Source organism: Nonomuraea insulae, assembly GCF_042656245.1.
Genome location: NZ_JBHSPA010000014.1, coordinates 1 through 12,137 on the forward strand (window position 1 = coordinate 1; position 12,137 = coordinate 12,137).

Genomic DNA, 12,137 nt, shown 5'->3' on the forward strand with positions numbered 1-12,137 from the left:
CTGCTCAGCCAGCTCCTGCGGCTCGGTACTCGGCATAGTCGCGATGTCGGCATAGGTCGATGCGGAGCATCTTGGAGTAGTCGGGGTCGGCGTCGGCGAAGTCGGCGTACAGCTGGACGACCTTGGCTCGGTCTGCGTCGCTGATCTCGCGGCCCTTGGAGCCGAGGTTCTTGCGCATCTTGGTCCAGAACGATGTGCCGTTGATGAGCTGGACTAGGCCCTTGCGGTCGGGGTGCTTGGTGTTGTCGAGGATCCAGATGTAGGTAGCGATGCCGGTGTTGAAGAACATGTTGGTCGGCAGTGCGACGATCGCCACGACCAGATCGTTCTCCAGCAGCCACTTGCGGATGTTGGACGGGCCGGACTCCGCGGCCCCATTGAAGAGCGGCGAGCCGTTCATGACGATCCCGACCCGGCCGCCGCCGTCCTCGGGTGCGCGCATCTTATGCGCCAGATGCAGCAGGAACAGCATCTGCCCGTCCGAGGCGGCCGGCAGGCCCGGCGCGAAGCGGCCGTACGGGCCGGCCTCGTCACGCTCCTTGGTGACGGCCTTGGCGTACTGCTTCCAGTCGACGCCGTACGGCGGGTTGGACATGCAGAAGTCGAACTGGCGGCCCTTGAAGGCGTCATCAGTGAGCGTGTTACCGAAGGCGATGTTGGACGCGTCGTGGCCCTTGGCGAGCAGGTCAGACTTGCAGATCGCGTACGACTGCGGGTTGTACTCCTGGCCATACAGGCTCAATCGGGCGTCCGGGTTCTGCGCGAGCAGGTGCTCCTCGGCGAGGGCGAGCATGCCGCCGGTGCCGGCGGTGGGATCGTAGAGCGTACGGACGATGCCCGCCTCGGTCAGGTCAGCGTCCTTCTCGGCGAAGAGCAGGTCGACCAGCAGCCGGATCGCGTCGCGCGGCGTGTAATGGTCACCAGAGGTCTCGTTCGCGGCCTCGTTAAACTTGCGGATGATGTACTCGAACGCGTCCCCCATGTCGGCGTTGGACACCACATCGGGGTGCAGGTCGACGGCCGCGAAGGACTTCACGATCTCGCGCAGGAGACCAGCCCGCTCCAGGGCGATGATCTCCTTCTTGAAGTCGAAGTACTCGAACACATCGACGCCGGCGGAGAACCGGTCGACGTAGTCGACGAGGTTGTCCTCGAGCCCGTCCGCGTCCTGCAGCAGGTTGGCGAAGCCGTACTTCGAAGAGTTGTAGAACGGCCGGCCAGTCTTCTTCTTAACCTCAGTCCGGAGCCGGTTCGGGTTCTCGTAGATCGCAGCCAGCTCTCGGACGGTCTCACGGTCCGGCTCCAGGATGCAGTCGAGGCGCCGAAGGATCGTGAACGGGAGGATCACGTTCCCGTACTGGTTGGGGCGGTAGGGACCCCGGAGCTGGTCGGCGATCGACCAGATAAAACTACCAAGCGTGCTCACAAGGCTCCTCACAGGGAATCACTCAACGTGCATGGCTGCGCCGGCCCACTGGGTAGTCGCGCCCACGCAAGGCAACGCACGTCCGCTGACGAGGCGTCATGAAGCCATCTTCGCGCACCTCGGTCTCCTGCGTACCTGGGAGTCAGGCGGAACTCCAGGCCCATCCGCACCGTAGCGGAGGGGACTGACACAAAAAAGCGAGCAAAGGTCAGTCAGCATCGGCTAGCTCCGCCTCGAACAGGCCGCACGGGATCAGGCCACTCTGGGCCACGGCGGCCGATGGCCAGATCCGGCTTGATCACCATGTCTTCGAAGGACTGTTCTGTCTTGGTGGTGTACCAGCGCGAGCGTGCCCGTCGTTCGGCGGTGTCGGCGGCGCTGTGTCCGCTCATGGCGTACCAGAGGATGGTCAGACTGAGGCAGATCACGCCGAACGGGACGGTGCGTTCCATTGCGGGTCGGGTGCGGTTGCGGGCTTGGCGATGCCGAGGTTCTGGCGGGCGTCGAAGAAGGCGACCTCGATGCACCGGCGGGCGGCGTAGCGGGCGATAGGTCTTCGGCGGGTGAGTGCAGGTCGGTGGTGATCAGGGGCAGGCCGTAGCCGCGATCGTCGCCGTCACGGGTGCGGGGGTGGATGTCGCGGACCAGGACGACGCGGATGCTCTGGCTGCGGAACGGCCCGTACCACAGACACGTTGTTTCGCTGTTCTGCACGGTATCGGTGTGTCCGTAGCGGCGTACCCGGGTGGTGCGCCAGGTGTCGGTCGCGGCCAGGTCGGCCGGGGTGCCCAGCCGGGCTCCTTGGTGCGAGCCGTCCGGACCTGCCGGTTCTGGGTGGGGGCAGGGCGTGCAGGACCGAGGTGACCTTCAGCCGGCTGGTCCAGGTGATCGAGGGGTCCAGGCCCCGCAGGTGTTCACCGGTGTAGGCGGCATCGTCGACAGCGTGCGCCACCAGGGCAGGGTGGCGGGCGGCGATCGCCTCGACCATCTCCCGGGCGAACGCGATCTTGCCGGTACGTCCTGGACGCCACAGCTGGGCCAGGACCGGCAGGCAGAGTGGCCAGGACAGGTGCCAGTCCAGCCCGACACCGTCCTGCGCCGGCACCGCGATCTGCTGCGGCGCCCTCACGCCGCGGCCAGCGCGCCTCGCGGGCGTGGACGCCCGCGCACCGTCCGGTCCATCCACTTGCTGGTGCTGCGACTGGCACGGGAGAACGCCTAGTTATGGAGCGGCAGCCCGTTCAGCAGCTTCCATCCGCCCGAACTATTCTCCTGGCATCCTGGGCTTCGCGGCGACTGCGACCCTTACGGTCTTCTCGGTAACCCATAGCATATGCGCAATGGTCAATGCTGCAAGGAGGATGGCAGCAAAACATAGAGTCGCTGCAAGCCGATTCGGACTGGTGTCGTTATCAACCAGCAGTGCAGCAAACGATAGGAGAGTAGCCATGGCAGCCCACCTCATACTTCTTGTATAGGAGCCAAACAGACGAGGCCACTGCTCGGTCCTGCGCAATATTTCGAATCTGGGAGAGTTTACGAAAGACAGGGCGATAGTGATGGCTGCAATGATGAAACCTAGAAGAGTTCCATGGAGTCCGAGAGTTGCGGCATAGATCTCCTTCCGGCGATCTAGAAGGATGCTTCGCAGCGGACTATCCAACTCTGGTAGCAGCGATAGCTGATAGAGCATTAAGGATATGGCGGCGAATACGGAGAGCTCTTTGGCGAAGGAGGGAAGTCGCCGCCACACCATCAGTTGCACCTCTTCGGGAGATTGGCTTTACCCCTTTGAGGACACACTAGCGGACGAGGCTGACAAAAGATCTTCGCGTAGCTCTCTGTAAGCCTCCTCTATCTTTCGGTAAGCATCGTCGCTGTTGAGTACCCTAGATCGCGAGGTTTGCCGAAGGATCGTCTTCTTACTGATGAGCTGATCCTCGAGGAGGTTTATTTCGTCGGCTCTTCCGGTTTGCTCGTTAACGATGGTCGCCTTGAGCTCCCGGGTCTGCTCACGAAGATCCTCCTTACGCATGATTCGACGCAAGAAGTGAATAAGATCGGACTTGAGGTCCACCCTCTTGTAAGGTTCCGGCTGGAGTATAAGTCCGACAACTGCAGCATCGCTTCCCAGAGCAGCAGCTTCGAGGGCCTGTCCCAGAGATTTGTTGGCCTCCCCGATAGTGGATGTATAGGATTTACGGACACGCAAGGTCAGCTTGCGGACAAACTTATTTCCTTCCAGCTGCTTGGCTACGTCGTGATTAAGCAGGACTTCCATCGCGAATGATGGAATTGCTCCAGAAAGAGCGTGCATCATATATGCAGGCAGGCGCTTTGCGCGGGGACCGTAGAAGTTATGCTCCACTCCGACAATCCCATCAGGAAAGAGACAAATATGCGACGTCTCACACAACCCTTCCTCTGCACCGAGTGCGAGATTGCGGAGAGTTCCTCCCAATTCGGATTGCGGAAGAGCGTTCTTTCTAATAGTCCCGAACCGTAGCCTGGTCACTTCCTCAGCGGCATCTATCCAAGCGCACAAACTGCTGCCATCTGATTGGTTCATATACCGGCGATTGGCAGAGTCGAAGGGAAGATCATCGATTGCCTTGAGGCCGGCCGCAAGATCGGCATCGATGTTCTTCGGGATGCCCGTCTCATCGGCGCCCGCATCGATTCGGTAGAAGTAGACGCTGCGCTTGACGGTCGGAGGCTTTGGCTGCTGGGGGCGGCGCTGAGGTGGCGGCGAACTCATGGCTCTAGGGTGCCACGAGTTGCTGGGTATCGTGTCCCTTGCGCAAGCATTCGCATTGATATGCCTGATCAAAGGGCCCCGCTTATACCACTATCGACCATAGAGTGAGATCATTTCGGCTGCGCACCTGCCGAAAACTCATCCGTGCAGCTCAAGCGGCATATGAGTACTGGTGAAGGAATCCTCTGAAGCTGTGTCGACGTAGGTTCAGGGCAGTGATTCGTCTTGGATCGGCGTTCGGAGCCGGGACAGAATGTACTGGAGCTGCCTGTTCGAGAGCTTGGTGGGCTCAGTGCGCGCTGTAGACCTGTTCGTACTCGCGTAGGGCATCGTGTGATGGTGTTCGTTCCAGGGCAGGCAGCTGTCTGACCATCCCGCAGCGGCCAACGTGTCCGCTGCCGCGTTCGGACTCCCCGCGGTCCGTCCCGCTCCCAGCCTCTACCAACTTCTTGTCGACAAATTGTCCGAGGATCAGCCAGCCAGTTTTTTGCGCGAAAAAAGGCAGAAGCAACCGCCGAGCTGAACCACCTCTTCGCGCAGGGCAAGGTAGCTATGGAAACCCTGCGCTTCGATACCGAGGCCCAGGAGAAGTTCCTTGCCAAGGTCGACGAGCTCGCCCCTGGCCACCCCCTGGACAGAACGTTCAGATCGCTGACCCTGATCTATGGCATCCTGCTCAAGGACTGGGTACCGCTGACCCCAGGCTCCCTGCTCGCCTTCGCGAAGGTCTCGCTACTGCACGCGGTGACCGCCCTGGAAGTGATGGGCGTGCGTGTGGAGATCATCTCCATCTCTCGAACTCGGCCACCAGGATGGTCACGCCGGAGGGAGGAGCAGACTCGTCTTCCTGACAGTCGCCGACCCGTGACGGTACCAGCAGCGCCTCAGAATCCATCGCGGGGTGCACCGAGGCGGCTTGACTCGGGCAAGATTCACCTCCAGGTATGGCCCACCCCAAGGTCTACCCCCTGAGATGCTCCTCTGAAAGTGATCGGCTCACAGAGTCGACGCCTCAAAACCATCGAAACCGGACGGTCAATTCCGCGCCAAGCGCCGTTCGGTTGCTCGGGAGTTGCTCTTCGGCATCTGATAAAGCATGACACCGGACGCCATTCTTAGACATTTCGGCGAGTGGTATCTGCACTTAGAATAGTACATTAAAATATAGATTGGCACGGTCGAGCATTGATGCTGTCGACTTTTAAATCCACAGGTTCGAGACCTTGGCGCTTTGTCGCCCACATCTTGAGCACCGTATCCACCATCGCCTTCATCCGGATAGGGCCGAGGTGCCTACCACCCAGGCTGGAACGTTGATGAGGCCGAGCTGGTGCGCCTGCTCTGGCTGACTGTCGTGGCCGAATCTTTGCTTCGTCTGATGTCCGAACTCGGGGCTGGAGACAGGTATTTAGAAAGGTGACAGGGATCAGGTGACCCGGGCGGACGGGCCACGCCATCGTGACGCCAGATAACCACTACACCACCACGTCATCCACGGCGCAGGCCGCCTCGGCCAGTCCCGGCCGGAACAGACGACCGGGATCCGCTTGTGCGCGGCTGGGCTCATCAGCAGCGGCCGCGCAACTCACTTCCACGCCAGCGCGGGAATCGCGACTCTGGGACCGGCTGTCTCACCGAGCCTGCACCCGATGCGCTACACCCGTGCTCAAGGCTCCGCCCTTATGCCGCGGCACGCCGAACAGCGACGCGGAAGCCTAGCGACGACACCACGCTGGGACGGACTGCGCCCCGTGCGGCCATGACCGTCGGATTCGGCTTGACCCCTGCCATCCAGGTGCGCGTCGATACGCCCTGTCCGACACGGCCATCGATACCGGTGGGCGATGACCACGTGCGTGCTCGCCTGATCACGCCCACCGCATCGGCCGTGCCAGATGGGCCCGCGGCCGCCCGCGCCCGCGCCCCGTCACCGCTCCAACGGCGGCGATGACGGCCGGGCTGACGCTGGCCCACATCCACATCTGTGGCCGTGGCCGACACGGCTGTGGCGAGACAGCCGCCATAAACGGAACGCACCAACGCCCTCACCAGGGGCGTCGGCCGCGGCCACCCGCTCATAACCCACAACGGCCAGACCGGCGGCACCAACGAGAAAGAAGGACCAGGCACACGATGGCTGAAGGACGCACGTTCAAACGCTGTTCCTGCCGCGACGACGACGGCAAGCCGCTCGGGCAGCAGTGCCCGAAGCTGCGCCGTCCCGGCGGCGGGTGGAGCTATCGGCACGGCATCTGGAACTACCAGATCGAACTCCCGCCTACCCCGGACGGCAAGCGGCGCGGGCCGCTGCGCCGCGGCGGGTTCGACTCCCAGGACGCTGCCGAGGCCGAACTCGGTCGGGTGCGTGACCTGCTGGCGCTGGCCGATCCGCGGGCGCCCGCCACCCGTACCCAGATCGCTGATCTGATCAAGCGGACGCTGGCCGAGACCGACGCTCTCCCGAATGTGGAGACGGTCCGCCGCAAGGTCAAGACCGGGCAGCATCTGACCCAGGAGATCACCGTGGAGCAGTGGCTGGCGGAGTTCCTCAATCGGAAGCGGAAGATCGAGGAGACCACGCGCCGCTCCTACGAGGGCCACATCCGCCTCTACCTGACCCCGTATCTGGGGCGGCTGCGGTTGGAGCAGCTCAAGGTCAGCGACATCGCGTTGATGTTCGAGCAGATCGAGGAGTTCAACGACAGCATCGCCGAACGCCGCGCCGACTCCGACCCGCAGGTGCGCGAGAGCGTCAAGTACCGGCGGCCGATCAGCGTCACCACCATGCACAACATCCGCGCCACCCTGCGCCACGCCTTGAACATGGCCATGCGGCAAGACCGGCTCATCGACTTCAACCCCGCCGCCGTGCTGGAGATGCCGGCCAAGACCCGGCCCAGACCTGTGGTGTGGACCGAGGACCGGGTGCGCGCCTGGCAGCAGGACTACCGCAACTACCGGGAGACGGAGAAGCAGCGCCGGGGCGGACGGCGGGTCGACCCGATCGACGCCTACACCAGCGTGCCACGCCCCTCCCCGGTCATGGTCTGGACACCCGCGCACACCCGCCGGTTCCTCCAAGAAGCCAAAGCGCATCGCCTGTTCGCCCTCTACCGGCTGATCGCGCTCCGCGGCTTGCGCCGTGGCGAGGCGTGCGGGCTGCGCTGGAAGGAGGTCGATCTCGACGGCCATGCCCTGACGGTGAACTGGCAGCTCGTGCAGCTGGCCTGGCAGGTTCATGAGGGAACTCCGAAGACCGACGCCTCGGTCCGGACCATCGCCCTGGACACCGACACCGCCCGGGTCCTGCGCACCCACCGGCAGCAGCAGCTACAGGAACGGCTGGGCATGGGCGAGGCATGGACCGACACCGAGTTCGTGTTCACCCAGCCCGACGGCAGCCGCCTGCACCCGCAACACGTCTCCGACCAGTTCCTCTGGCTCGCCTACCTCGCAGGGCTACCGCCCATCCGGCTTCACGACCTGCGCCACGGCGCCGCCTCGCTCATGCTCGCGGCAGGGGTGGAGATGAAGGTGGTACAGGAAACGCTCGGACATACCTCCAGTGCGTTCACCGCCGACACCTACACCTCCGTCTACCCACAGGTCGCCACGGCCGCGGCCGAGAAGACCGCTGCTCTGCTCTTCGGCGAGGCAGACCAGGCCGAACCGGGCAAAGTCATCTCGCTGAGGAGCTGACAGTCGGATTAAGCATCCGGCCCCGCATTCGCCGCCTGCTCACGGCGGGGCGGGGCCGCTGCTCTTGACGCAGAAGCCGGGGCTAGCAAATGATCATGGAATGTGCAGGGTTGGTGCAACCGAGCACGCAGGGAGCACACAAACGCCAGAGGAAAATTCTAGAACGCATCCGATCCCGCATCGCCGCAGGTCAGGCCATGATCAAAGCGCGCCCTGCAGGATTCGAACCTGCGACCGTCGGATTAGAAGTCCGGTGCTCTATCCAGCTGAGCTAAGGGCGCTCCCGCCTTATTGTGCATGATCCGGCGACATGTCACGCACACGTTTTCCCCGTGTCAGTCTGTCAAACCGATCACACCCCACATGAACAGCGCCCCCAGCACGGTTGTGGTCAGTGTCCAACCGGTGGCGTGTCTCGGCGTGTGGGCCTCAGGGAGGATATCGGAGGTGGCCAGGTAGAGGAGGAAGCCGGAGAAGAGGCCGAGGTAGGCGGCGAGGGCGGCGGACGGGATCGTGAGGAGGGTGGTCAGGGTGGCGCCGGTGAGGGGGCCAGGGCGTCGAGGGTGAGGGCGCGGCGGCGGGCGTTGCCGTAGAGGGAGGTCACGGTGTACGTGTTGAAGCCGTCCGTGAAATCGTGAGCGATTACTCCTATCGCGACGGCCACGGCCAAAGATGTGTCGGTCTGGTACGCGGCCCCGTCCAGGAAGCTGTGGACGACGAGGGCTGAGCCGGCCATGAGGCCGACGCCGGTTCGGGTGTGGCGGTGGGTGGCGTAGTCGCCCTCGTGGGCGTCGTGCAGGCCCATGGAGCGCTCCACGATGTGGATCGCGAGGAACGCCAGGGCGAACGTGAGCATGGGCAGGGGTCCGCCGTGCACCCTGAACGGGCTCTGGACCAGGGTTTCGGGGACGAGGTCGAAGGCGACCACGCCCAGCATCACGCCGGCCGCGAACCCCAGGACGAGGTGGCGGTGCTTGCCGACGCGGTCGGCGACGAGTCCGCCCAGCAGCGTCATCAGGAACGCCGCCGGCGACAGCAGGATCGGCATGAAGCGCCAGGTTAGCGCGACGGGGGTGCGATACCCAGGGTTGGAAAAGGCCGGGCGCGGGTAGGGCAAATGGGTCTAAGATTCCGTGCCATGTTCGCGACGCTCCTGCATGAGATTCCCCTGCAGGGCGGGGACGTGACAGACGGGGTGGTGCGCGTCGGGGACACCGTGCGCAGACCGGCCAATACGTCGACACCCGCCGTGCACGCCCTGCTCAGACACCTGGAAGCCGCCGGGTTCGACGGGGCCCCGAGGGTGCTGGGGATGGATGAGTTCGGTCGGGAGATCCTCACTTTCGTACCGGGGCGGACCGGGTTCCGGCTGGAGAGCGTGACTGACGAGGCGCTGGTGGAGCTGGCCGGATTGTTGCGGCGCTATCACGATGCGACGGTCGGGTTCCCGCTGACGGAGACGAGGTGGGGAGGGGGGTCGAACGATGACGATCTGCCGGAGGTCATCGGGCATTGCGATCTGACGCCGGCGAATGTGGTCCTTGAGCCGCGCTCCCTCGTCCCGTACGCGTTGATCGACTTCGACCTGGCGCGGCCCACCACCCGGCTCTTCGACGTCGTCACCACGCTTCGCCACTGGGCGCCCATCGCCGACCCCGTCGATCGTGTCCCGTTGCTGCGTACCGTTGACGTGGGTGCGCGGCTGCGGTTGTTCTGCGACGCCTACGGGGTCGCCCGGCGCGACCGGCGACGGCTTCTCGCGCTGGCCCGGCTTCGTTTTCAGCGCTCCTACACCGTTATGCGCACCCGCGCGACGGCTGGGGGCAACTGGGCGAAGATGTGGGCGGGGGGCGCCGGCGAGCGCATCCGACGGGCCGCGGCCTGGTTGGATGTGCACGAAGATGAGCTTCATGCTCATTTGGTGTGACCCCCTGGGGCTCGCGCTCGGCGTGGCCCTCGACCGGCTCGTCGCCGACCCGCAGAGCTCCGCCCACCCCGTCGCGTTGTTCGGGCGCGCCGCGGGGAGGCTGGAGAAGGCCCTGTACGCGGATGATCGGCCGCGCGGCGTGCTGCACGTCGCCGTGTGCGTGGGTGGCGTCGCCGCGCTCGGCGTTCTGGCAGGTCAGACGGTACGCAACCGCGCCGCCAGGACGGCCGTCACCGCAGTGGCCACCTGGGCCGTGCTCGGTGGCACCACGCTCGCCCGGGAGGGCGACTACCTGGCCGACGCCCTAGAACACGACGACCTGGAACGCGCCAGGGCCCGCCTCCCCCACCTCTGCGGCCGGGATCCACGCCACCTGGAGGCGCCCGAGCTGGCACGCGCCACGGTGGAGTCGCTGGCCGAGAACACCTCGGACGCCGTCGTGGCGCCACTGTTCTGGGGGGCGGTCGCGGGGGTGCCGGGGCTGCTGGCCTACCGGGCGATCAACACGCTGGACGCCATGATCGGGCACCGTTCCGCCCGGTACGAGCGGTTCGGCTGGGCCGCCGCCCGGCTCGACGACGTGGCGAACTACGTGCCGGCGCGGCTGACCGGCGTGCTCACCGTACTGACCGGGCCCGACGCCGGCGGGGCGCGGGCGATGTTGAAGCGGGACGGGCACCGGCATCCCAGCCCGAACGCCGGCCGGTGCGAGGCTGCCTTCGCCGGCGCGCTCGGCGTCACGCTGGGAGGACGGAACGTCTATGAGGGAAGGACCGAGGACCGGCCCACGATGGGTGACGGTCCCCGGCCCGAGGTCAAGGACATCCGCCGGGCCGTGCGGCTGACGAGGGCGGTGAGCCTGGCCGCCGCGGGGGTGACCGTCCTCACGGCCTGGTCCCTGCGCCGCGCGACCGCCCGGTGAGCGCCAAAGACAGCCCGGCGAACGCCGAACACAGCCCGGCGAACGCCGTAGACAGCCCGATGGATGCCGTAGTCACATCATGCGGTTGAGGTTGAGTACGAGCCAGGCGACGAACAGCGCGACAAGGGCGATCCCGATCACCGACTTAGCCGCGTTGTGCGCCGTCGTCCTCCTGGCGACGACCTGTTTGGCACTCTGCTTCCACACCTGACGCATGATGATCATGGCCTGGAAGCGACGGCCAAGGGTGAAGACGGCGAGTGCGATGAGGACGAATAAAATGACACGACCATCTGCAGGTTCCACGGAGATCCCCCCTGTGGTCCTTGGAAGTTAACCCCCCCGAAACTTTGGAGAACACAGAATACTCGGACGACAGCGGTTTGTGACGGTATTTATGCCTCCAGGTCGACCACGATCGGCGCGTGATCGGACGGGCCTTTCCCCTTGCGGGCCTCGCGATCGACGTACGCCGACCGCACCCGCCCGGCGACGCCCTCGCTCGCGTAGACCAGGTCGATCCGCATGCCCTTGTTCTGGTGGAACATCCCGGCCCGATAGTCCCAGTACGTGAACGGATGCGGCCCCTTCATCGGCGTCGGCACCACGTCGAAGAGCCCGAGTTCGCGCAGGTCCGCCAGCGCCTGGCGTTCGGCGGGCGTGACGTGGGTGGCGCCGACGAACAGGGCTGGGTCCCACACGTCGGCGTCGGTCGGGGCCACGTTGTAGTCGCCGCAGGCCACCAGCGGCCCGAGGGCCATCTCGGTGGCGAGGGCGTCGCGGAAGGCGGCGAACCAGTCGAGTTTGTAGATGTAGTGGGGCGAGTCGAGGCTGCGGCCGTTGGGCGCGTACAGAGACCACACCCGTATCCCGCCGCAGGTCGCGCCGATCGCGCGGGCCTCGAGGCGGGCGGCGCCGACCGCGTCGAGCTCCGCGAAGCCGGGCTCGCCGGGGAAGCTCAGTGTGACGTCGGAAAGCCCGACCCTGGACAGCAGCGCGACGCCGTTCCAGCGGCCGTCGCCGTGGGCCGCGGCGGTGTAGCCGAGCTCGCCCACCTCCGCCGCGGGGAACGCCTCCGCGGCGCATTTGGTCTCCTGCAGGCACACGATGTCGGGCTTGGTCTCGGCCAGCCATTCGAGCAGTCGGGGCAGCCGTGCCTTGACCGAGTTCACGTTCCAGGTAGCCAGGCGCATCCCCCTAGCCTGCCATCGCCGCGGCCGGCGCACCGGCAGGCGGGAAAGGAAGGCGCCGGCAGGCCGTAAGGAAAAGCGCCGACAGGCCGCAAGAAAACCGACGGCCCGTAAGAAAAAGGGCCGTAAGAAAAGGGCCGAAAGGGAGAAGGCCGGGCGGCCGGTGAACGGCCGGAAGGGACCGTAAGGGAGAAGGCCGGGCGGCCGGTGAACGG

The 12,137-nt window shown here is 65.2% G+C and carries 11 protein-coding genes and 1 tRNA gene; 4 read left to right on the top strand and 8 right to left on the bottom strand.

Annotated features, from left to right (window positions below; translation table 11 throughout):
• Window positions 1-4: 4 nt before the first annotated feature.
• From ACFPZ3_RS10305 to ACFPZ3_RS10320, 4 genes are all read right to left on the bottom strand, one after another.
• The gene (locus tag ACFPZ3_RS10305; RefSeq protein ID WP_379513772.1) at window positions 5-1,426 is read right to left on the bottom strand and encodes a type I restriction-modification system subunit M; all 1,422 of its coding nucleotides are present in this window, start codon (window positions 1,424-1,426) and stop codon (window positions 5-7) included.
• A gap of 212 nt (window positions 1,427-1,638) precedes the next feature.
• Window positions 1,639-1,878: a hypothetical protein gene (locus ACFPZ3_RS10310; RefSeq protein ID WP_379513773.1), complete on the bottom strand. Its 240-nt coding sequence runs from the start codon at window positions 1,876-1,878 to the stop codon at window positions 1,639-1,641.
• A gap of 164 nt (window positions 1,879-2,042) precedes the next feature.
• Complete coding sequence (locus tag ACFPZ3_RS10315) at window positions 2,043-2,555, bottom strand: hypothetical protein (protein WP_379513774.1); 513 nt, start codon at window positions 2,553-2,555, stop codon at window positions 2,043-2,045.
• A 654-nt stretch (window positions 2,556-3,209) separates the two neighbouring features.
• Window positions 3,210-4,184, bottom strand: coding sequence for a hypothetical protein (locus tag ACFPZ3_RS10320; protein WP_379513775.1), 975 nt, complete (start codon window positions 4,182-4,184; stop codon window positions 3,210-3,212).
• A 519-nt stretch (window positions 4,185-4,703) separates the two neighbouring features.
• Here ACFPZ3_RS10320 and ACFPZ3_RS10325 point away from each other — a divergent pair.
• Together ACFPZ3_RS10325 and ACFPZ3_RS10330 are read left to right on the top strand one after the other, a co-directional pair.
• Window positions 4,704-5,156, top strand: a complete 453-nt coding sequence (locus ACFPZ3_RS10325) for a DUF6119 family protein (protein ID WP_379513960.1) — start codon at window positions 4,704-4,706, stop codon at window positions 5,154-5,156.
• 1,161 nt (window positions 5,157-6,317) lie between these two features.
• A complete protein-coding gene (locus tag ACFPZ3_RS10330; RefSeq protein WP_379513776.1) occupies window positions 6,318-7,883 on the top strand; it encodes a tyrosine-type recombinase/integrase in 1,566 nt (521 codons plus the stop codon).
• Window positions 7,884-8,090: 207 nt separating this feature from the next.
• Here the strand turns inward: ACFPZ3_RS10330 and ACFPZ3_RS10335 are convergent.
• Together ACFPZ3_RS10335 and ACFPZ3_RS10340 are read right to left on the bottom strand one after the other, a co-directional pair.
• Window positions 8,091-8,164: transfer RNA gene (locus ACFPZ3_RS10335), tRNA-Arg, on the bottom strand.
• Between the two features lie 245 nt (window positions 8,165-8,409).
• On the bottom strand, window positions 8,410-8,931 hold the full coding sequence (locus ACFPZ3_RS10340; protein ID WP_379513777.1) for a ZIP family metal transporter: 522 nt from the start codon (window positions 8,929-8,931) through the stop codon (window positions 8,410-8,412).
• A gap of 90 nt (window positions 8,932-9,021) precedes the next feature.
• Here ACFPZ3_RS10340 and ACFPZ3_RS10345 point away from each other — a divergent pair, with 90 nt between their 5' ends.
• Entirely contained in the window at window positions 9,022-9,810 is a 789-nt protein-coding gene (locus ACFPZ3_RS10345; RefSeq protein ID WP_379513778.1) for a phosphotransferase, read from the top strand.
• The gene (locus ACFPZ3_RS10350) at window positions 9,794-10,732 is read left to right on the top strand and encodes a cobalamin biosynthesis protein (protein ID WP_379513779.1); all 939 of its coding nucleotides are present in this window, start codon (window positions 9,794-9,796) and stop codon (window positions 10,730-10,732) included. The genes ACFPZ3_RS10345 and ACFPZ3_RS10350 overlap by 17 nt, the downstream gene beginning before the upstream one ends.
• Window positions 10,733-10,804: 72 nt before the next feature.
• Here ACFPZ3_RS10350 and ACFPZ3_RS10355 read toward each other — a convergent pair whose 3' ends face one another.
• Both ACFPZ3_RS10355 and ACFPZ3_RS10360 read right to left on the bottom strand, forming a co-directional pair.
• On the bottom strand, window positions 10,805-11,038 hold the full coding sequence (locus ACFPZ3_RS10355) for a hypothetical protein (protein ID WP_379513780.1): 234 nt from the start codon (window positions 11,036-11,038) through the stop codon (window positions 10,805-10,807).
• Window positions 11,039-11,127: 89 nt separating this feature from the next.
• On the bottom strand, window positions 11,128-11,925 hold the full coding sequence (locus tag ACFPZ3_RS10360; protein ID WP_379513781.1) for an exodeoxyribonuclease III: 798 nt from the start codon (window positions 11,923-11,925) through the stop codon (window positions 11,128-11,130).
• Between the last annotated feature and the right edge of the window lie 212 nt (window positions 11,926-12,137).